At 66.5% G+C, this 21,449-nt stretch carries 15 protein-coding genes; 8 read left to right on the top strand and 7 right to left on the bottom strand.

Annotation, left to right across the window (positions count from 1 at the left end; genetic code table 11):
• Positions 1 to 142: 142 nt before the first annotated feature.
• Together SB816_RS10150 and recJ are read left to right on the top strand one after the other, a co-directional pair.
• The gene (locus SB816_RS10150; RefSeq protein ID WP_054502167.1) at positions 143 to 1,081 is read left to right on the top strand and encodes a hypothetical protein; all 939 of its coding nucleotides are present in this window, start codon (positions 143 to 145) and stop codon (positions 1,079 to 1,081) included.
• A complete protein-coding gene (gene recJ, locus SB816_RS10145) occupies positions 1,063 to 2,763 on the top strand; it encodes a single-stranded-DNA-specific exonuclease RecJ (RefSeq protein WP_054502166.1) in 1,701 nt (566 codons plus the stop codon). The genes SB816_RS10150 and recJ overlap by 19 nt, the downstream gene beginning before the upstream one ends.
• Positions 2,764 to 2,856: 93 nt before the next feature.
• Here the strand turns inward: recJ and SB816_RS10140 are convergent, their stop codons facing one another.
• Complete coding sequence (locus SB816_RS10140; RefSeq protein ID WP_410546874.1) at positions 2,857 to 8,532, bottom strand: autotransporter outer membrane beta-barrel domain-containing protein; 5,676 nt, start codon at positions 8,530 to 8,532, stop codon at positions 2,857 to 2,859.
• A 263-nt stretch (positions 8,533 to 8,795) separates the two neighbouring features.
• Entirely contained in the window at positions 8,796 to 10,106 is a 1,311-nt protein-coding gene (locus SB816_RS10135; protein ID WP_064525912.1) for an MFS transporter, read from the bottom strand.
• A 296-nt stretch (positions 10,107 to 10,402) separates the two neighbouring features.
• Between SB816_RS10135 and prfB the strand changes: the two genes are divergently transcribed.
• The 4 genes from prfB (at position 10,403) to SB816_RS10115 (ending at position 14,178) form a co-directional block, all read left to right on the top strand.
• Positions 10,403 to 11,507, top strand: a protein-coding gene (prfB, locus tag SB816_RS10130; RefSeq protein ID WP_116792170.1) for a peptide chain release factor 2 whose coding sequence is annotated in 2 segments (ribosomal slippage) — positions 10,403 to 10,483 and positions 10,485 to 11,507 — 1,104 coding nt in all. Because the reading frame shifts where the segments join, the coding sequence is not laid out codon by codon here.
• Positions 11,508 to 11,549: 42 nt separating this feature from the next.
• Positions 11,550 to 12,305, top strand: a complete 756-nt coding sequence (locus tag SB816_RS10125) for an SDR family oxidoreductase (protein ID WP_410546873.1) — start codon at positions 11,550 to 11,552, stop codon at positions 12,303 to 12,305.
• Positions 12,306 to 12,315: 10 nt separating this feature from the next.
• Positions 12,316 to 13,839: a lysine--tRNA ligase gene (gene lysS, locus SB816_RS10120; RefSeq protein ID WP_054445149.1), complete on the top strand. Its 1,524-nt coding sequence runs from the start codon at positions 12,316 to 12,318 to the stop codon at positions 13,837 to 13,839.
• 15 nt (positions 13,840 to 13,854) lie between these two features.
• Positions 13,855 to 14,178: a hypothetical protein gene (locus SB816_RS10115; protein WP_049073202.1), complete on the top strand. Its 324-nt coding sequence runs from the start codon at positions 13,855 to 13,857 to the stop codon at positions 14,176 to 14,178.
• Positions 14,179 to 14,232: 54 nt separating this feature from the next.
• Here SB816_RS10115 and SB816_RS10110 read toward each other — a convergent pair whose 3' ends face one another.
• The gene (locus tag SB816_RS10110; protein ID WP_410546872.1) at positions 14,233 to 15,741 is read right to left on the bottom strand and encodes a PLP-dependent aminotransferase family protein; all 1,509 of its coding nucleotides are present in this window, start codon (positions 15,739 to 15,741) and stop codon (positions 14,233 to 14,235) included.
• Between the two features lie 177 nt (positions 15,742 to 15,918).
• Here SB816_RS10110 and SB816_RS10105 point away from each other — a divergent pair, with 177 nt between their 5' ends.
• On the top strand, positions 15,919 to 17,166 hold the full coding sequence (locus tag SB816_RS10105; protein ID WP_343720069.1) for a benzoate/H(+) symporter BenE family transporter: 1,248 nt from the start codon (positions 15,919 to 15,921) through the stop codon (positions 17,164 to 17,166).
• Positions 17,163 to 17,990, top strand: coding sequence for a YggS family pyridoxal phosphate-dependent enzyme (locus tag SB816_RS10100; protein ID WP_175142835.1), 828 nt, complete (start codon positions 17,163 to 17,165; stop codon positions 17,988 to 17,990). Before SB816_RS10105 ends, SB816_RS10100 begins: the two co-directional genes overlap by 4 nt.
• A 33-nt stretch (positions 17,991 to 18,023) precedes the next feature.
• On the opposite strand, the gene SB816_RS10095 is transcribed toward SB816_RS10100, so the two are convergent.
• The 4 genes from SB816_RS10095 to SB816_RS10080 are packed head-to-tail and all read right to left on the bottom strand — an operon-like array spanning position 18,024 to position 21,309.
• Positions 18,024 to 18,833: a penicillin-binding protein activator LpoB gene (locus SB816_RS10095; RefSeq protein WP_175142836.1), complete on the bottom strand. Its 810-nt coding sequence runs from the start codon at positions 18,831 to 18,833 to the stop codon at positions 18,024 to 18,026.
• Between the two features lie 26 nt (positions 18,834 to 18,859).
• Positions 18,860 to 19,456 (bottom strand): penicillin-binding protein activator LpoB, encoded by a 597-nt coding sequence (gene lpoB, locus SB816_RS10090; RefSeq protein WP_144658033.1) that lies wholly within the window; start codon positions 19,454 to 19,456, stop codon positions 18,860 to 18,862.
• Between the two features lie 60 nt (positions 19,457 to 19,516).
• The gene (locus SB816_RS10085; RefSeq protein ID WP_144657964.1) at positions 19,517 to 19,921 is read right to left on the bottom strand and encodes a YcfL family protein; all 405 of its coding nucleotides are present in this window, start codon (positions 19,919 to 19,921) and stop codon (positions 19,517 to 19,519) included.
• Positions 19,922 to 19,950: 29 nt separating this feature from the next.
• Positions 19,951 to 21,309 carry a COG3014 family protein gene (locus SB816_RS10080; protein ID WP_410546871.1) on the bottom strand — a complete coding sequence of 453 codons (1,359 nt, stop codon included), beginning with the start codon at positions 21,307 to 21,309 and terminating at the stop codon, positions 19,951 to 19,953.
• Positions 21,310 to 21,449: the final 140 nt, after the last annotated feature.

Raw genomic sequence — 21,449 nt, 5'->3', positions numbered from 1 at the left:
GAGCGCATTATGGCATTAACCGGCCGCAAAACCGTCCCCGGAATGCGGGAATGGAAGACAAGCCGTGACAAGCTATGGCAGTCGGGGCCGGGCTTAGTTCCCGGCCTGGGTCCGGGTCCGGCCAGCGACTACAATCCTGGCCATGCTGATCGTCATCCCGGGCGCCCTGCCCGCCCTTCCCGTCGCCGCAGAACTGGCCAAGCTGCTGCCCGAGCGCGCCCCTACCCTGCACCACTGGCTGCAGGCCGGCAGCGCCCGAGTCCAGGCCCACGACATCCGTACCCAGGGCTGTACCGCGTTCGAAGCCTGGCAACTGCGCCGCGCCGGCTACGCCACGGAACCCGGCCTGCTGCCGGGCGCCGGACTGGGCCCGCTGCTGGCCGACGGCCAGGCCGGCGACGGCCCCATCTGGCTGGCCGAACTGGTCCACCTGGCCCTGGGCACCGACCAGGCCACCCTGCTCGACCCGACCCAGATGGACCTGCGCGACGCCGAGACCGCCGCGCTGCTGGAGACCGCCCGTCCGCTGTTCGAAGACACCGGCTTTGCCGTCGAACCGTTGACGGCCGCCCGCTGGCGCCTGCGCCTGCCGGACGGCCTGCGGCCCCAGACCGCCAGCCCGCTGGCGGTGGCGGGCCAGCGCCTGAACGACTGGTGGCGCCAGGATGCCGAATCCCGGCCCTGGCGCCGGCTGCTCAACGAGATCCAGATGTCCTGGCACGAGCATCCCGCCAACGAATCGCGCGCCGCGCGCGGCCTGCCGCCCGTCAACGCCCTGTGGCTGTATGGCGGCGGCACGCCGTGGGCCATGCGCCCGGCCGGCCCGGAACAGGTCATGACTGAACTGGATGCCGCGCAACGCGCGGGCGACTGGGCCGCCTGGCTCGACGCCCTGGCCGCGCTCGAGCAGCGCCTGCAAGCGCTGGCCGGCCCCAAGGGCCTGCCGGACCAGCCCGCAGAACTGCTGTTGCTGGGCGACGATCGCAGCGCCACCCTCACCCTGAAACCGCGCGGGGGCCTGCTCGGCTTGCTGCCCGCGCCCAAGAAAAACTGGAGCGCCTGGTGGTCTCACCCCGCTTAACCGTCCGCCGCGCCGACCTCGCCGCCTGCCACGCCCTGGAAGCCTCGGGCATCCACCCGCTGCTGGCGCGCCTGTGGGCCGCGCGCGGCGTCACCCATCCCGACCAGACCAAGCTGGCCTGGCCCGCGCTGCTGCCGCCGGCCGGCCTGACGCACTCGGCGCACGCCGCCGGCGTGCTGGCCGACGCCATCCAGGCCGGCAAGAAGCTGCTGATCGTGGCCGACTACGACTGCGACGGCGCCACCGCCTGCGCCGTCGGCCTGCGCGCCCTGTCGGCCATGGGCGCCGATGTCGACTTCCTGGTGCCGAACCGCTTCGAGACCGGCTACGGCCTGTCGCCCGCCGTGGTCGAGCTGGCCTGCCGCCATCGCGCCGGCAAGCCCGACATCATCATCACCGTGGACAACGGCATCGCCAGCGTCGACGGCGTGGCCGCGGCCAACGCCGCCGGCATTGGCGTGGTCATCACCGACCACCACCTGCCCGGCGACACGCTGCCGGACGCCCTGGCTATCGTCAACCCGAACCAGCCGGGCTGCGGCTTCCCGTCCAAGAACCTGGCCGGCGTCGGCGTCATCTTCTACATGATGCTGGCGCTGCGCGCCGAGCTGCGCCGCCGCGGCGTCTACGCCCCCGATGGCGGGCCGCGCCTGGACGCGCTGTCCGACCTGGTGGCGCTGGGCACGGTGGCCGACGTGGTCAAGCTCGATGCCAACAACCGCCTGCTGGTGACCCAGGGACTGCAGCGCATGCGCAGCGGCCGCCTGCAGCCCGGCCTGCGCGCCCTGTTCGCCGTGGCCGGGCGCGAGCCGCGCGCCGCCAATGGCTTCGACCTGGGCTTCGCGCTGGGCCCGCGCATCAACGCCGCCGGCCGTCTGGCCGACATGAGCCTGGGCATCGCCTGCCTGACCACCGACGACGAGGCCCAGGCGCTGGAGATGGCTCGCGAGCTGGACAACATCAACCGCGAGCGCCGCACCATCGAGGCCGAGATGCGCGAACAGGCCATGGCGGCCATGGAAGCGCCCGACGCCGCGCCCGGCGCCACGGTCTGCGTGTTCGACCCGGGCTGGCACCAGGGCGTGGTCGGCCTGGTGGCCTCGCGCCTGAAAGAGAAATTCTGGCGCCCCACCCTGGCCTTCGCGCCGGCCGGCGACGACGAGATCCGCGGCTCGGGCCGTTCGATTCCCGACGTGCACCTGCGCGACGTGCTGGACCTGGTGTCCAAGCGCCACCCCAACCTGATTCGCAAGTTCGGCGGCCACGCCATGGCGGCCGGCCTGACGCTGGGCCGCCAGGACTTCCCGGCCTTCGCCCCGGCCTTCGATGCCGCCGTGCGCGAACTGACCGGACGCGACAGCTTCGAGCCGGTCATCGAGACCGACGGTTCGCTCGAATCCGGTTACGCCAACGCCGAGGTCGCCGGCCTGCTGCAACAACAGGTCTGGGGCGCGGGTTTTGCCGCGCCGCTGTTCCTGGACGAATTCGTGGTGCGCAACCAGCGCCTGGTCGGCGAGAAGCACCTGAAACTGTCGCTCGAACGCGGTCACCAGCGCTTCGATGCCATCTGGTTCGGCCACGACCAGTCCTTGCCCGAGCACATCCAGGCGGCCTACCGGCTGGAGCAGAACGTGTGGAACGGAATGGTGTCGGTGCAGTTGGTGATCGAACACGCCGGGTGATGTTGCCCGCCCGGCGCCCGCCGCGCGGACTGGCTGTGCCCCCTTTGCAGCCATGAGGGTGCGACCAGGCTGGCTGGGCGCACCCTTCCCGGCTCAGAACCGGTACTTCAGGCTCAGGCCGCCCTGGGTGTCCCGGTAGCCGTGGTCGCCCTGTTGATGGGTGACGTTGGCTGACAGCGCAAGGTTGTCGCTGAGGTTGCCCGAAACGCCGATCCTGGCTTCGCCGACGTTTTCCGCACCAAGCATCCAGTTGCGATTGGCGCCCATCGTGACCCCGTACTTGTTGGTGTTGTGCAACCAGTTCAATTCAAGCGCGGTTTCGACCTGGCCGGCAAGGCTGGCGCCAGCGGTGGCCGAGCTGCTGACCATGGCCAGGCGCGCGCCGAGGCGCGTCTGGATATTGCCATCGCCCTCCCCCTTGACCGTGGTCGGGCCCGCGTCCTGCTGCACGAAAGTCCTGGCCTTGACGCCGCCGTACATGATCTGCGCTTGCGGCCGCACGCTCAGGCGGTGTTCGCGGCCGCCACCATTGCTGAAGGATGCCACGTCGATGGCATAACCGGCTTCGATCGAGGCGGTCATGCCGTCGGCCTTGTATTTTTCCTTGAGGCCGCTGCCTTCAGCGCTATTGTCGAAGTAGTTGTAGAGCAGCCAGCCATCGACGTAGCCGCCGCGGTGGCTTTGGCCGTCCTGATACCAGGTGCCATACACGCCAGCGCTATAGCCGTCCACCTGACCCCGGGCGTTGCCGGTGGCGGCGTTGCGGGTCTTGCTGCGTTGCTGACCATGGCCCGCCATGAGGCCGACGCGCCACGCATCCTGGCCGTTGATACTGCCAGCGATGATCGAGCCCCCCAATTGCAGCAGGCTGCGGTCGGCACTGAAGCGGTTTGCACCGTCGAACATCATGCCGTGCGTGGTTCCCCCTGCGACCCTGGCCCAGACGCGGCCGCGCGCGCCGGTGACGGGGTCGACGGATTCGCCGCTTTCGCGATCGCTCAAGCTGGTGTTGAACAGCGTGTTCGCCGCAAGCAGGTTGCTGGCGTAGGCGCCGAACAAGGGACTGACGTTGTGATTCCTGATGTCGTCGGAGCCCGCCGACGGTCGCTTGGCGCTGGTCAGATACCAGATACCGTTGGCTTTCTTGTCGGCATTTTCCTTGCTGTTGAGCGAATAGACATACCCGCCCGCGGTGACGTCGTTGGCAAGCACGAAGGTATCGGTGCCGCTCGCGCCTTCGGCCACGGTGATGAGGGTGATGCCTTCCACGGTCTGGCCGCCCGCGCCGCCTTCATTTTCAACGGTCACCGCGGTCTTGCCGCTGGCCACGCCTTGAATGATGAGCTGGTCGGCGGGACTGCCGTCGCCCCCCAGCACCGCGCCCAGAATCACCGCGCTGCCCTCCCTGCCTTCCCAATCGCCGTCGATGGTAAAGGTCTGCACGGCGCAAGAGTCGCAGTTCTTGAGATTGAGCGTGCCGCTGTTGAGAAACTTGCCCCTCGTGCCGGCGGCGCCGAGTTTGAGGGTGACCGGCGTGGATACCGGCGTCCCGTTGGCTTGAACGTCGTTGAATACCAGGGTCCCCTGGTTCTCGATCCCGGCGAAGTTCTGGTTCGTCGCCCCCAAATTGAGCGTGGCGCCAGGACGGATGGTCACATTGCTGGTATTGGCAATCGCGTTGACGATCGCGGTCTTGAGCGTACCCGCCTCGACGGTGGTGGCGCCGGTGTAGGTGCTGGCGGCCGCCAGTTCCAGCGTGCCCGCGCCCTTTTTGGTCAGGGTTTTGCCGTCCCACTTGAAATCATTGGTGGCCGCATCGACCCCCGACACATCGGCTAGCGCCGTCGCCAGTTTGAACGCGCCGTTTTCGGCAATGGTGAAGTTGCCGCTCGATTTATTCTTGTCGTCCTCATTCCAACGGAGCTTGTAGCTGAGTTCCAGCTTCTTGGCGTCGCCCGTCGCGACCTGGAGGCGAGGCGTCAGGTAATCGATCTCGGTCGCGCTCGTATCGAAGACGGTGACGCTGGGCGTGCCGTTGAGATGGATGCCGTTGGTATCGTTGCCAGCGGGCCCGGTATTTGGCAAGGTCAGGATCACCCGAGGCGTGCCCAACGCTTCGCTGGTGGCGGGCGGATGGGCGTCGGTCAACTTGATGGGATCGCCGGCGGCGATATTCAGGTTTCCATCTTCATTGATGTAGTCCTTCAGGTTGTCGACGCCGGGCGCCTGCCCTGTCGTGATGACGAGCGGTTTCGTTGACGGAATCGTCGAAATGAACGTGTCCGCCAAGCTGCTCAACACCCAAATGCCCTCGTTGACCTTGCCGGTGGCGTCTTTTTTGCCTTGCCTGAGCTTATAGACGTAGCCGCCCGCGGTGACCGGGCTGTCCAGCACGAAAGCATTGGCCACGCTGCTGCCCGTGGTGATGAGGGTAATGCCGCCATCGGCAGTGGTTTCGCCCCCCGCGCCGCCGACATTACGGATCTTGACTCTGGTGGTGCCGGTGGCGGCGCCAGTGATGTCGACTTTGTCGGTATTGCTGTCATCGCCCGCCAGTGCCGCGGTCAAGGAAATCAAACTGCCGACATCGCCGAACCAGTCGCCTTGGACCTGGAAGGTCTTGCCAACGGTGCTGTCGCCGGTGTCGAGCTCGAGCCTGCCGGCATTGCTGACGTTGCCGGCCAGGCTCATCGGGCTGGCGCCTTTGCTGCCCTCGCCTCTGTCATTGAACGCGATGATGCCGCGATTGGTGATGGCGCCGTGCGTGTTGCCGCCCACGGATTGGGCAAAGCCGCCCATGTTGAGCTTGGCATCCGCGGCAATCGTCAGATTGGCGCTGGTGGAGAAAGCATTTTCGGCGCCGGTTTTGAGTTCGCCCTGGTTGATGATGGTGTCGCCGGTGTAGCGGTTGCTGGCTGCCAGCACCAGCGTGCCCGGGCCGTTCTTGGTCAGCGTCTTGCCGTCCCACGGCGTGGCGCCGTTGGTGTTCGCCCCCGTGTCGGCCAGCGCCGCGCCGAGCTCGAAGCTGCCGCCGCCAACGGTGAAGGTGCCGTGCGCCTTATCGGCCGTTTCGTTCCAACTGAGTTTGTAGCCGGCTTGCAGGGTCTTGCCGTCCGGAGATCTGGACACGTTGGCTGTCAAATAATCGGGTTGCGCCGCGCCGTTGAGGATGACGTTGGGCAAATCGCCCTTGATGGCCCCGGTGACGCTTGCGATCCCGACGCCGCTTTTCTCTGCCTCGGTGATGCCGGGCATCGTCATGTCCAGCGTGACGCCCTCGGCGAAGATCATGTCCCCGTCTGCGTTGACGACATATTGCGCCTTCTCTTCGGCGGTCAGCGCCCTTGAGAAATCGAAGGGCAGCGTGGTGCCGGCCTCGATCGTGGGACGGATGACGTTGTCAGTGTCCTGGTGCTCACCTGCAGAAGGGGGGGCCTGCTGCTCGGGAGCAGGAGGGGCCGGCACATCGCCATCATTATCCTTGGCGCTGCTCAGATACCAGACTTTCTGATTGGCCGAATCGGCCTTGTTCAGGAGCGAATAGACCAGGCCGTTGGCGGTGAGGGTTCCGGAGCTCAGGGTGAAGGCGCCGCTTGCGCTATCTTCGCCAGCGGTGATCAGGGTGATGCCGTTTGTCGTGCCTGTCGTCCCCGCGCCATTGATATTGCGCACCTGGACTTTGGTGGAGCCGGTGGCGGTGCCGGTGATTTCGACTTTGTCGGCAACGCTGTCGTCGCCGTTGCCAAGAGCGGCGGCCAATTTGATGAGGCTGTCGGTACTGCCAGTCCAATTGCCAATGATCCGCAACGTCTTGCCAACGGTATCGTCGCCGTTGTCGAGATCGAGCGTGCCGGCATTGAGCAGGTTACCGGTCAGGCTCGCCGAATTTGTGCCCGTCTTGCCGGCATTCATGCTGTTGAACAGGATGACGCCGTTGTTGATGATGGCCCTGTCTTCGCTCCCGGCCTGGGAGAATCCGCCAAGGTTCAACGTGGCACTTGGGCCAATCGTCAGCTCGCTGCTTTTTGCAAACGCGTCCGCGATCCCGGTCTTCAGCACGCCCCCGTAGATCGTGGTGGCGCCGGTGTAAAGGTTCGCCGCCGTCAACTGCAACACGCCCGGGCCGGCTTTGGTCAGGCTCTTGCCATCCCACTTGTTGGACGCCGGAAGGTCCTTGATGTCGCTCAGCGCCGCGCCCAGGGTAAAGTCGCCGCCTTCGGCAATCGTGAAGGTACCGTGTGCCTTGGCGGGGTCTTCGAGCCAACTGAGCTTGTAGGTGGCCTGGTAGCCGATGGGGTGGGCCGGTATCACAGGCAGGAGCGGGAGCATCCCGCCGAATGTATCCTGCTTGTCGACCTCCTCTTGGGTCCGCTCCCCGCCCATTGCAATGCCGGATGCGAACGTCAGGTAATCGACCGGCGAGGTGTCGGTGACGACAATGCCGCCGACGGCGGTCTTGGCGAAATCGCCCTCGACGAAGACTTCCGATTCGACTTGATTCTGGGTAACAAACAGCAACTGATCGGTCGCGCTGCCGTCGGTGATGCCGGCCAGGTTGAACGTCGTGCCGGTTCTACTGATGGTGGCCTTGCTGTTATTGAGGATGAGCCGCAGACTTTCCGGATTGCTGGATTTCGTGCCGTCGCCTTTGAGCGCGCTGCGGGCAATGACGGAGAAGGTGCTGCCATCCTTGAAGACCAGGTCGCCGATCCGCGTCAAGCCCGTTCCCGACACCATCAGCGTAGCGCCTTCGCCAATGGCGAGTTGCGGCATGCGCATGCGATTTATCACGGCAGCCGAATCATCGGCGGGAAACAAGGTGGCCGCCAGCTTACTGCGCTGTGGCCCTTGCTTGATGTCGGCGAAACCTGTTTGGTGCGTTCCGTTCAAATCAATCCACTCTGCCGCATTATTCAAGATATGCAGCGAACTGCTGGACGAGCCGACAGGCGCATCCAGCACCACGCTACCGTTGATGGTGGATCCTCGCTCGAGCGTGAGCAGGTTGTTGCCGCCGGTGAAGTGGAGAGCCTCCCCATAGCGGCCGTGGACCCCGCTTTCCTGGGCCTCGCCTCCTGCCGTGCCAATGCCCTGCCGCCCAAACCCGGGCGTTCCAGCGCTGATTGATCCTGCGGGCGTGGAATCGGTGAACACAATGTCCAGGTCGCTGCCCACAATGGCCGCACCGCCATCGCCGCCATTGCCGCCCTTTACCGGCGGATCTCCGCCTTCGACAGCGCCGCGGCCATTCATGCCATGGGCGCCTGCGCCCCCCTTGACTGAACCACCGCCGATGACAATCCGAAGATTGCTGCCATGAATGGCGTCCGCGCCGCGGGCGCCATTTTCGCCAACCTTGACGGCCGGGGTCCCCGCCGCGCCACCGACCAGGGCGCTGTTTACCCGCACCACGTTGTTGTCGCGCAGCGAACCGTCTTGCGTGGTGAAGACATACGCCGTTTCGCCATCGGTCGCGGACGCATAGGGCTGCCCCTTGGCACTGCCGTTGTGGCCATCCAGCCCGGCGGGCTGCGCCGCCAAGAACGGCGTGTTGTCCTTGGTCAGCAGGATGCTCTGCGTGCCAGCCGTTTTCGTGGGCGTCTCCCCTGCCACTTCTGCCGCATGCACGCCGGCCGCCTGCCCCGAGAGCGCCAGAGCGACGTAGAGGGCGGTGGTGGTTTTGCGGGGAATGAAACGCCTGGACTTGGCGTGGCTGCGGGTTGGCCGGGGCTGCAGGCGGAAAGCGGCGCGCGAGGAAGCAAGGGTCATGATGGTTTTGAACTCCGCGGCCGCTACGGTCAGAATGACCGAGGCCGAGCCGCAAAACTGCCAGGGGAAAACGCGTCAACGAGAATGAATCATTGACGCAATACTCCTCAGCATTTTCGGCACAAAACTGGCGGAAAGTTTCGCCGCCGCCTCGAAGCAGGACCAAATGACGCTCGGCGCCACAAAAGAAAACGGGCGCATCCACGAGGATGCGCCCGTTTCGCTCGCGGCCCCATCCGGCAGGGCCCGCGCGCGCGGCTACGCTACTTGTTGACCAGCCTGGCCGGCTGCGCCAGCGCCACCAGCGCGCCGACCACCAGGCACGCCGACAGCATGTACAAGCCTGTGTTGGTGGTGCCGGTCATGTCCTTGAGCCAGCCCACCAGGTAGGGGCTGACGAAGCCCGCCAGGTTGCCCACCGAGTTGATCAGCGCGATCCCGGCGGCGGCGGCCGTGCCGCCCAGCAGCGCGGTCGGCAGGCTCCAGAACAGCGGCAGCACCGTGCAGATGCCGATGTTGGCCACCGTCAGCGCCAGGATGGCCAGCACCGTGTTGCCGCTCCAGATCGCCGAGAACAGCAGCCCCAGCGCGCCGAACAGCGCCGGAATCGCCACGTGCCAGCGGCGCTCGCGATTGCGGTCGGAGTTGCGCGCGATCAGGATCATGCCGATCACCGCGAACAGGTTCGGCACGGCCGTCAACAGCCCGATCGCCAGCGGACTCTGCACGCCGGTGCTCTTGATCAGCGTCGGCATCCAGAACCCCACGCCGTACAGGCCCATCACGAAGGAGAAGTAGATCAGCGCCATGGCCCAAACCCGCGGATGCGCCAGCGCGGCGCGGATCGGCGGGTCTTCCTTGTGCTGCTCCTCGGCCGCGATGTTGCGGATCAGCACCGCCTTCTCGTTCGCGGTCAGCCACTTGGCCTTGTTGATGCGGTCATCCAGGTAGATCAGCACCAGCACGCCGATGATCACAGACGGGATGCCTTCCAGCAGGAACAGCCATTGCCAGCCCGACAGGCCATGGTCGCCGTGGAACGTATTCATGATCCAGCCCGAGATCGGGCCGCCGATCAGGCCGGACATCGGCACCGCGGTCATGAAGAAGGTGGTGATGCGCCCGCGCCGGGCGGCCGGATACCAGTAGGTCAGATAGAGGATGATGCCCGGAAAGAAACCCGCCTCGGCCGCGCCCAGCAGGAAGCGCAGGAAATAGAACATGTGCACGCTGGTCACGAACATCATGCAGGCCGAGATGATGCCCCAGGTGATCATGATGCGCGCGATCCAGACCCGCGCGCCGACTTTGTGGAGAATGATGTTGCTGGGGATCTCGAACAGAAAATAGCCAATGAAGAATATCCCCGCGCCCAACCCGTACACCGTCTCGCTGAACTGGAGTTCCTGCAGCATCTGCAGCTTGGCGAAGCCTACGTTGACGCGGTCCAGGTAGGCCACGACGTAGCAGACGACCAACAGCGGCACCAGCCGCCACCCCACTTTGCGATAGATCCGGTCCTCCTCAGCCGCCGGGATCGCCGGCGAGACCCCGGGGGCCATAGTGTGTTCCATCAATGTCTCCTCCTCTGACGGGATAGGCCGGTCATGGACCGGCAGCTTGTCCGGTCCCGCGTCCCCAGCGGGGACATATGGGCCGGCAGACCAAGCCTAGAACCCGGTAGTTGACAAAAAACTGAACAACTATGCCCTCTGCGCGCAAACCCCTAGAACGATCCGACAGAATCGGGTGGAACCTCGGCGAAACCGTTTTTCGCCCGATCCGTCCCCCTGCATGCGAGCGGACCCGACGGGATGGCGGCTTACACGGTAAAATGCCCGGTTTCGCACAAAAGTCATCAGGAATCATCATGGAAGCCGAACGTCAGAACCAGCTCGCAGCCCGCCTCGCCGACTACGCGGAGCGCGAACAGGCTCTACGGAGGTATCTTTGACTACGATGCCAAAACCGAACGCCTGCAGGTCGTAAACGCCGAGCTCGAAGACCCGGCCGTCTGGAACGACCCCAAGCACGCCCAGGACCTGGGCCGTGAAAAGAAATCCCTCGAGGACGTGGTCGAGACCCTCACCGCGCTCGGCACGGGCCTGGCCGACGCCAACGAACTGTTCGAACTGGCCGCCGCCGACAACGACGACGCCACCCTCGAATCCATCGAGCAGGACGCCAATGGCTTCCAGGAAAAGCTGGAAAGCCTGGAGTTCCGCCGCATGTTCTCGAACCCGGCCGATCCCCTGAACTGCTTCCTGGACATCCAGGCGGGCGCGGGCGGCACGGAAGCGCAGGACTGGGCCTCGATGCTGCTGCGCCAATATCTCAAGTACGCCGAGCGCAAGGGCTTCAAGGCCGAAGTGCTGGAAGAATCCGAGGGCGAAGTGGCCGGCATCAAGTCCGCCACCATCAAGCTCGAGGGCGAGTACGCCTTCGGCTACCTGCGCACGGAAACCGGCGTGCACCGCCTGGTGCGCAAGAGCCCGTTCGACTCGTCGGGCGGTCGCCACACCTCGTTCGCCAGCGTGTTCGTCTACCCCGAGGTCGACGATTCCTTCGAAGTCGAAGTGAACCCGGCCGACCTGCGCGTGGACACCTACCGCGCCTCGGGCGCGGGCGGCCAGCACATCAACAAGACCGACTCGGCCGTGCGCCTGACGCACATCCCGACCGGCATCGTGGTGCAGTGCCAGAACGACCGCTCGCAGCACCGCAACCGCGCCGAAGCGATGCAGATGCTCAAGTCCAAGCTGTACGAACTGGAAATGCGCAACCGCATGGCCGAACAGCAGAAGCTGGAAGACTCCAAGACCGACGTGGGCTGGGGCCACCAGATCCGCTCGTACGTGCTGGACCAGAGCCGCATCAAGGACCTGCGCACCAACGTCGAAATCTCCAACACGCAGAAAGTGCTGGACGGCGACCTGGATCCTTTCATCCAGGCCAGCCTCAAGCAAGGCGTGTAAGTTCCGCGATACTTCCGTCCACCGTCCCCCGAGGGTTCACGCATGTCCGACACCATCGCAATTCTCACCGGCGCTTCGCGCGGCATCGGCGCCGCCATGGCGCGCGGCCTGGCCAAACCGGGCACCCGCCTGATCACCCTGGCGCGCCGCGAAGACCCCGAGCTGGCCGCCTACGCCCGCTCGCAGGACGCGCAGCTTGAACAGGTGTCCGTGGACCTCTCGGACCTGGCCGCGGCCGAAGCGGCCGCGCGCCGCATCTGCGACGCGCTGCCGCGCGACGCCCGTCGTTACCTGCTGATCAACAACGCCGGCACCGTGCACCCCGTGTCCGGCACCGACGCGCTGATCGACGGCCCTGCTATCGCCGCCGCCTTCAATCTGAACGTCACGGCCGTGATGCTGCTGACCGCGCGCTTCCTGGCCGCGGTCGAAGATGTCAAGGCCGACCGCCGCGTGCTCAACATCTCCTCCGGCGCCGGCCGCAACCCCAACGCCGGCTGGGGCGTGTACTGCGCCACCAAGGCCGCGCTCGACATGTACTCGCGCGTGGTCAAGCAGGAACAGGGCGAGAACGGCGCGCGCGTCGTCTCGCTGGCCCCCGGCATCGTCGACACCGACATGCAGGCCGCCATCCGTTCCAGCGATCCCAAGAGCTTCCCGGCGCTGGCCAAGTTCCAGGACTTCCACGCCACCGGCAAGCTGTCTTCGCCCGCCAACGTGGCTTCCCGCATCCTCGCCTACCTGGATCGCGACGATTTCGGCGCCACCGAAATCGACGACATCCGCAATTACGACTGATCCCCCGACCATGACCGACCACACGACCGCTCCGGCAACCGCCCAGGATGAAAACCGCTTGATCGCCGAACGGCGCGCCAAGCTGGCCAAACTGCGCGAAACCGGGGTCGCGTATCCCAACGATTTCGTCCCCGACGCCCGCGCCGCGGCCCTGCACGACAAGTACGACGACCAGACGCAGGAAGCCCTGGCCGCCGCGCCCGTCACCGTCAAGGTCGCCGGCCGCATGATGCTCAAGCGCGTCATGGGCAAGGCCAGCTTCGCCACGCTGCAGGACAGCACCGGCCGCATCCAGATCTACCTGGACCGCGGCACGCTCGGCGAAGACAGCTACGCCGCGTTCAAGCAATGGGACATCGGCGACATCATCGCGGTCGAAGGGTCGGTCTTCAAGACCAACAAGGGCGAACTGTCGGTGCACGCCGCCACGGCGCGCCTGCTGTCCAAGTCGCTGCGCCCGCTGCCGGACAAGTTCCACGGCGTGGCCGACCAGGAGCTGCGCTACCGCCAGCGCTACGTCGACCTCATCATGACCGACGCCACGCGCCGCACCTTCGAGGCGCGCAGCAAGGCCGTGGGCAGCATCCGCCAGTTCATGCTGAACGCCGGCTTCCTCGAAGTCGAAACGCCCATGCTGCACCCGATCCCGGGCGGCGCGGCGGCCAAGCCCTTCGTCACGCACCACAACGCGCTGGACATGGAAATGTTCCTGCGCATCGCGCCCGAGCTCTATCTCAAGCGCCTCATCGTCGGCGGCTTCGAGCGCGTGTTCGAGGTCAACCGCAACTTCCGCAATGAAGGCGTGAGCCCGCGCCACAATCCGGAATTCACGATGATGGAGTTCTACGCGGCCTTCGCGGACTACCGCTGGCTGATGGACTTCACCGAGGAACTGATCCGCCAGGCCGCTATCTCGGCCACCGGCAGCGCCGTGCTGACCTACCAGGAACGCGAGCTGGATCTGTCCAAGCCGTTCGACCGCCTGACCATCTGCGAAGCCATCCTCAAGTACGCCCCGGGCTACACCCAGGCGCAACTGGACGACCCGGCCTTCGTGCGCGCCGAACTCAAGAAGCTGGGCGCCGACGCCGACGGCCCGGTGCTGGCGCGCGCCGGCCTGGGCGCGCTGCAGCTCGCGCTGTTCGAGGAAACGGCTGAAGCCAAGCTGTGGAACCCGACCTACATCATCGACTACCCGGTCGAAGTGTCGCCGCTGGCGCGCGCCTCCGACACCCGCGAGGGCATCACCGAGCGCTTCGAGCTGTTCATGACCGGCCGCGAGATCGCCAACGGCTTCTCCGAGTTGAACGACCCCGAAGACCAGGCCGAGCGTTTCCGCTCGCAGGTCGAGGCCAAGGACGCCGGCGACGAGGAAGCGATGTACTACGACGCCGACTACATCCGCGCGCTGGAATACGGCATGCCCCCGACGGGCGGCTGCGGCATCGGCATCGACCGCCTGGTCATGCTGCTGACCGACAGCCCCAGCATCCGCGACGTCATCCTCTTCCCGCACCTGCGCCGTGAAGACTAAGACGCGGGCGGCATCATGATCGTCAAGATCCTGATGCTGGCGGCGGTGGTTGCGGCGCTGTTCTTCATGGTGATGCAACCCCGCCGCGGCCGCGGCGGCTACGCCACCGGCCCCGCGCCCGCGCGGCGCACGCCGCTGTTCATCGCGCTGTGCCTGGCCACGGCGCTGGCCCTGACCGGCACGCTGGTCACCGCGGTGATCTGGATGGGCAGCGTTGCCGGCGGCGTGACCGGCGGCGGCTACCATGGCGAAGCCGATTTCCTCCTGACCATCGCCGGCGCCCTGCTGGCGATCGCCGTGGCCTGCGGGGTCGGCGCCTTCCTCAAGCGCAAGGGCTGATCCCGCGCCTCGGGCCGTCCACAAGCGACCGCCCTCCGCGGCGCCATGCCCACCCTACCCCTTCTTCCTTATCGCGACCGCCAGGCGCCGCATGGCCAGGTCGATCTCATGCGCGCTGAGCGAGGCATAGCCCAGCAGCCAACCTTGCAGCGCGGGCGTATCCGCATACAACCGCGCCAGGCCTGGCAGCACCAGCCCCGCCTGCGCGGCGCGGCGGATGGTGTCGGCCTCGGACCATCCCGGCTCCAGCAGGCACGGCACCTGCAGTCCGCCTTCGGGACGCAGCGCGCGCGCCACGCCCGCCAGATGCTTTCCGACCGCGTCCAGCATGGCCTCGCGCCGCGCCGCGTACAGCTTGCGCATGGCGCGCACGTGGGCGTTGTAATGGCCATCGGCCATGAAGCGCGCCAGCGTCAGTTGCAGGACCTGCGGCGTATGGCCGTCGACGATGCTGCGCGCGCGGCTGAAGGCGCCGACCAGCTCGTCCGGCAGCGCCATGTAGCCCATCCGCAACCCCGGGTAGAGCGTCTTGCTGAAGGTGCCCAGGTAGATCGTGCGGCCGTGCCGATCCAGGCCTTGTACGCACGCGGTCGGCAGGCCGTCGTAGTGGAATTCGCTGTCGTAATCATCCTCGATGATCCACTTGCCGTTTTCGGCCGCCCAGCGGATCAGGTCGAACCGCCGCTCCAGCGACAGCGTCGCCCCGGTCGGATACTGGTGCGACGGCGTCACATAGACGCAACTGGCGCCGCTGCGGTCGGCCCGCAGCAGGTCGGTGCGGATCCCGTGCGCATCGACGTCGATCGGCACCACCCTGGCCTCGGCGAACTCGAACGCCTTGCGGGCGCCGAAGTAGCCCGGGTTCTCCAGCAGGATCGGCCTGCCGGCATCCGCCAGCAACTGCGCGCACAGGAACAGCGCCTGCCGCGTGCTGCTGAGCACCACGATCTGCTCGGCACGGATCCGGGCGCCACGCTCCAGGTTCAGATAAGTCGCGATCGCGCGGCGCAAGGGCTCGGCGCCCTGGGGATCGCCGTGCAGCAGCACATGGCCGCGATGGTCCTTCATCACCTGCCGCTGCAAGCGCTCCCACACGTCCGTCGGAAAGGTGCGGGTCTCGGGCAGCCCGGTGGCGAATGCCTGGATCGTCTGCTGGTCGGTCACGCCGCCGCTGTCGAAGATCGCGCGGCCGCGCCGGCTCAGGCCGGCCGCCGGCGCGGCCGGTTGCGCCGTCGCCCGGCGTTCGCGCTGCGGGGCGCGGCGCCGCGCCGAACCGCGCAGTTCGGTGCCGATGGTCTCGGACACATAGCTGCCCGAGCCCTTGCGCCGCGCGATGAAACCGTCGCGCTGCAACTGCACGTAGGCATTCTCGACCGTGTCGCGGGCCACCCCCAGCAACTGCGCCAGCGCGCGGGTGGCGGGCAGCTTCACGCCGGGATCCAGGTCGCCGTCCAGCACCAGCGCGCGCAAGGCGCGCTGGATGCGCAAGTGCAGGTCGAGCGGCGCCAGGTCGGCGTCGCCCATACGGATTTTCAGCGTCTCAAGCGCGAAGGTCTTGCTCATGGAGTCTGCCCGCGGGCGATGAAAGGGTTACTGGCAGCCTGCCATTCCGGGCGAGGCAAAAGTCGTCGCAGCGAAAAAGTGGTCTGGCACGCATTGCCAAAGTGTACTGCCTTGACAGTCCAATGCCGCGCTACAAAGTGGTCTGCCATTCAACCTTTCCCGCTTCCCACCGCCCCCATGTCATCGCCTAGCGCCTCTTCCCTGTTCCCGCGCGACCTCGTCCACCCCATCGTCGCCGGCCTGATCTCGGTCATCGTCAACTACGGCGGCACCTTCATCCTGGTGTTCCAGGCCGCCAAGGTCGCCGGCCTCAGTCCGGCGCTCACGGCCTCCTGGGTCTGGTCGGTGTCGATCGGCGTGGGCATCACCGGCATCGTGCTGAGCTGGCTCAGCCGCGAACCGGTCATCACCGCCTGGTCCACGCCCGCCGCCGCCTTCCTGGTCACGGCCCTGGCGACCACGCCGTATGCCGAGGCCATCGGCGCCTACCTGGTCTCGGCCGCCGCCTTCGTCCTGCTCGGGCTGTCCGGCTGTTTCGACAAGGCCATCCGCCTGATCCCTCCGGGCGTCGCCGCCGGCCTGCTGGCCGGCATCCTGCTGCCCTTCGGCATCGGCGCCTTCGGCGGCATGAGCCTGGACCCGCTGCTGGTGGGCTGGCTGATCCTGGCCTACGTCGCGCTCAAGCGCTACACCGCGCGCTACGCCGTGGTCGGTATCCTGGTGTCCGGCCTGGCGCTGCTGCTGGCGCAGGACCGGGTCGACCTGTCGGGGCTGCGGCTGGAGTTCGCCGCCCCCGTCTTCACGGCGCCCGAGTTTTCGCTCAATGGACTGTTGAGCGTAGCGCTGCCGCTGTTCCTCATCACGCTGACGGGCCAGTACATGCCCGGCATGCTGGTGCTGCGCAACGACGGCTTCAAGACCAGCGCCAATCCCATCGTCACCCTCACCGGCCTGGGCTCCCTGCTGATGGCGCCGTTCGGCTCGCACGCCTTCAACCTGGCCGCCATCACCGCCGCCATCTGCACCGGCCGCGAAGCGCACGACGACCCGTCCAAGCGCTGGATCGCCGGCATCGCCGCGGGCGTCTTCTACATCCTGGTCGGCATCTTCGGCGTGACGCTGGCCGCCGTGTTCATGGCACTGCCCGCGACCTTCATCACGACGCTGGCGGGCCTGGCCCTGCTGGGCACCATCGGCGGCAGCCTGGCCAGCGCGCTGGCCGACGCCAAATCGCGCGAGGCCTCGCTCATCACCTTCCTGGCAGCCGCCGCCAACATCAAGCTGTTCGGCATCGGCGGCGCCTTCTGGGGCCTTGTGATCGGCCTGCTGGCGCACGCCCTGCTCAATGGGCGCCTGCCGCGGCCCGCGGCCCGTTACACTGCATCGACGCGTTCCGACTCCGCGCACAAGCAACTGGTGAAATGATGACGACTTGCCCCGACAGCGCCGCGGCCACGCCAGCCGACGGCGACACCCAGACCCGGCACGACCAGCATGGCCGCTATCCGCAGGCCCTCAGCGTCGAGGATTTCCAGCACAACCTGGCGACGATCCGCGCCCGCATGGCGGCCGCCTGCGATCGCGTCGGGCGCGATCCGGCCAGCGTGCAATTGCTGCCGGTCAGCAAGACCATGGATGAATCCCGCATCCGGCTGGCCTACGCCGCCGGCTGCCGCCTGCTGGGCGAGAACAAGGTGCAGGAAGCGCACCGCAAATGGCAGAACACCACCGACCTGGCCGATCTGCGCTGGTCGGTCATTGGCCACCTGCAGACCAACAAGGCCAAGCTGGTCGCGCAGTTCGCGACCGAATTCCAGGCGCTCGACAGCCTGCGGCTGGCCGAGGCGCTGGACCGGCGCCTGCAGGCCGAGGGCCGCGCGCTGGACGTATTCGTGCAGGTCAACACCTCCGGCGAGCCCAGCAAGTATGGCCTGGCGCCCGACGACGTGGCGGCCTTCCTCCAGGCGCTGCCGGCCTACTCCGCGCTGCGCGTGCGCGGCTTCATGACGCTGGCGCTGTTCTCCAGCGAGGCCGAGCGCGTGCGCCAGTGCTTCGTGCTGCTGCGCGGCCTGCGCGACCGTCTGCGCCAGGAGGCGCCCGCCGGCATCTGCCTGGACGAATTGTCGATGGGCATGTCCGGCGACTTCGAGATCGCCATCGAGGAAGGCGCCACCCTGGTGCGCGTCGGCCAGGCGATATTCGGCGCGCGCGCGCTGCCGGACAGCCACTACTGGCCGGATCCGACCTGACGCGGCCAGGGGCGCCGCCGCCGCCCGTGCCGATCAGTAGTTCACCACCGGCTCGTTGCGCGAGGCCGGCGGCGGCGGGTTGGCGCCGGCCGTCCCCTGCAGGTGCCGCCCTGGCAGGCCGAACTGGCTCATCAGCTCGCCATAGGCCGCTTCCGCCAGGCTCTTGGACGCATCGGCGATTACCTTTGGCCGGCTGAACGTGGCCCGATCGCCCGGCCTCGACACCACTTTCACGTCCTGTCCCGAGCCCAGCGCCGTGAACGCCGCCTTGACCTCGTAGGTCCGCGTGTTGATGAGGCTGAAGTCCACGGCGATATCCAGGCCCAGCGTGGCGGAAGTGGCCGAACCGCCAAACGACATGGCGTTCTGGTTGAATTGGACATCGCTGACCGTGCCGAACAGCACGTAGTCGGCGCCGGCGAATTGGCCCTGCCGGATCCGCGCCACGATGTCAAAGAGTTTTTCTGTCGGCTTGCCCTGGTAGGCCTTGCCCTGCACCAACCTGACGCCACCGCCCTTGAGCATGGCGCCCTTCAGGTCTGCGGTGTACTTGCGCAGCTCGCCGTACTCGATGTACGAGTACGTGCCCTCTTCCTCGTGATAGCTGCTTTCCGAGCGGGCGTTTATGCGGCCACGCTCGGAATACGAGCGCGGGCCATCCTGCACACTGGCGCTGGCGTTGACGCTGCTCCTGCTGGACGCGGACACCACGCGGAAATACTCTCGGACCCGCTCTTCATAGGCCAGGTCGGTCACCGCGATCTTGGGCTCGGCGGCGCGGGCGGCCGGCAGCGCCGCCACGCACAGCGCCAGCGCGGCCATCAAACGATAGGTTTTCAGCATCGGAATGCCTCGAATGGGTGATTGAATCAACGGCGCGTGGTCTTGCGGATTTCCTTCTCTTCCTGCCACTCGATGGTGCCTTCCTGCACGTCGTACAGCTTGAGCGTCATCTTGTAGTAGACGTCCTTGACGCCGCTGGCCTGCTTGACGATGGATGAGATCTCCCCTTCCAGCGCGTACTTGGCGCCGACCATGTTGCCCATCTTGGCCTTGCCCTGGTTCTTGTACAGTCCGCTCTGGTTCTGGCGCTGCAACTCCTCCACGCCGGACTGCATCTCGTCCATGCTGCGCGTGAAACGCACCTTGCCGCTCTTGACCAGCTGGGTCTGGATGGTGTTCATGATCGACTTGGTGTCGATGTATTCGCTGGTCTTGTTGCGCACCGGCGCCAACGTCACCGTGGGCCGGCCGCTGAACACCGGGCTTTCCAGCAGCGAGCCCGTCATCTTCTCGGCGATCATCTGCAGATCGGTCGAACCGAACTCGTTGCTCACCGTCTCGACCGCCTTGGCATCGCCGTAGCTGACGCCGGAGGACGAATCGACCTTGGGTTGCGTCGTCTGGCAACCGGCCAGCAGGAGCACCGACGATACGGCCATGCCGGTCATCAGGCGGGGGAACAGATTGGAACGCATACAAACTCCGTGGAAACTCTTCTGGAAATCAGGTGAGCCGGGCGACCATCAGGGCGACTCGGCGCTCATCTCGATTCGGAAATCGGTCGCCTGCGGGCCATAGGCCACGCCCTTGACCATGAGGCTCTGCCGGTTCAGGAACGTCAGCGGCTTCCAGGCCTCGTCGTCGCCGACCTGCATGCCGTCGGCGTCGAACCAGCGGAAGCGGTAGTACAGGCGCGAGTTCAGGCCGCTGGTGTTGACGATCTCGGCCTGCACCACCATCACATCGTTGCGACGCTGCGACCGCAGGCTTTCGACACGCAGATCGCGCACCGAATCGCGCACCATGAGCTTGGCGGCGATGCCGGGCGAGGCCGCATAGGGCGGCGCGGGATTGGCCTGCGCCATGGCCTGGCCCGCCAGGGCCAGGCCCAGCGCCAGCGCGGCCGCGCATTGGGCTAACTGCTTCATAGGAATATTCCGCTACGCGCGAGGCGCGTTCAGTTCAAGGAGGCGGACTTGGGCGCCGGACGGCGTTTGCCGGTTCCGCGCTTGTCCTCGGGTTGGGGCGCGGCCAAGTCGCCGAAGCGACCAGGTTCGCCAAAATAGGTCACGGACGCGAACGTGCGCAACGGCACGATCATGTGGCGCCCGCCGACGGAGATCTTCTGCGCCGCGCCGGGCACGCCCGGCAGCGAAACGTTGTAGTCGCCCGGCGGCAGGAACGTGCGCGCCACATAGACGCGCCCGGGCAGCGTGCGCCACATGCGATCATCGGCCGGCGGTTCGGTCACGGCCGCCGCGACACTGCCAAGCAGGCCTGCCAGCATGCCGCCTTCCTTGTACAGGACCACTTGCGCGCCGGCCTTCACGATCATGCGCACCGTCGCGCGCGCCTGCATGCCCGGCAGATCGTCCTTCAAGGCGCGGCGGGCCATGACGTTGAAATCGGCGACCAGGCCGGTATCCAGCATCGTGTCGCCCACGGCTATCCGCTCCACGCTGGGCGCATCGGACACGGCGTTGATCACGGGATACGACATGCCCACCGTGATCAGCCCCTGCGGCGTCGGCACCGGCAGCATGAACTTCTTCGATTCCCGCGCCGGAGCGTTGCCCGACTCGATCACGAACAGCACATCGGTCGCGCCATTCTTGCGCTGCTGGCCGCGACGTTGATCCAGTCCCTCCAGGCCCGCTTCCAGCACGGTGCTGCCCGGACGGAGCTGGATCGCCTGGCGATAGCCCGGCGCCGCCAGGCTGGGTTCGTTCAGCGCCTCGTAGACGAAGCCCGACAGGTAATGGCTCAGGGCGTTCTGGTAGCCGTTCTTCAACCCCAGCACCTCGGGGTCGTTGAGGGTCTCGGTCGGGTAGCCCTGGAGTTCGGCCGTCTTGACCTGGGCGCCCTTCTCCTTGGCCTTGGCCTCGGCCTCCTCGGTCTGCTTGGCGCGGAACTCGGCGATGATGGCTTCGCGCTCGTGCGTGCGCTTGATGTCGATGCGGGCGGTGTCCAGGTCTCCCTGCGACAGGCGGTTCAACGCCATGACCGTGGTCAGCATGACTTTCTCGTAGTCCTGCACTTCGTAGTCTCGAGTGCCGTCGCCCAGCAGGGTCGCCCCGACCTGGCTTGCCGCTTCGGTCACAAGGCCGCGCGCCTGCTCTTCCCACTGCTTGACCGCGCTGTCGGCAATCTCGAAGGCGGCCATACTGTCGCCGTAATTCGAGGCGATGCGCAGCAACTCGCCCTTTTCCAGGTTGAGCAGCACGTCATGGGCCTTGCCGCCCTGCAACTGCCCATCCACCTTGATGATGGCGTCCTGCAGCCGTCCCTGGCTGGCATCCGCCGTGCTCTGGCCCACCTTGCTTTGATGCGTCGCAGCACAGCCCGCCAAAAGCAAAGCCAGGCCCGAAGCCGTTAAGACTCGCAGCATGTTCCTCTATCCCTCCCGGATTGATCCGGATTATGTTTCTAAGAGAAACAGGCTTTTAACATTAATTA

Origin of the sequence: Achromobacter sp. SIMBA_011, from assembly GCF_046535435.1 — a bacterium.
Classification (GTDB): Bacteria; Pseudomonadota; Gammaproteobacteria; order Burkholderiales; family Burkholderiaceae_B; genus Achromobacter; species Achromobacter dolens.
This window is presented reverse-complemented; position numbering and strand designations above follow the sequence as displayed.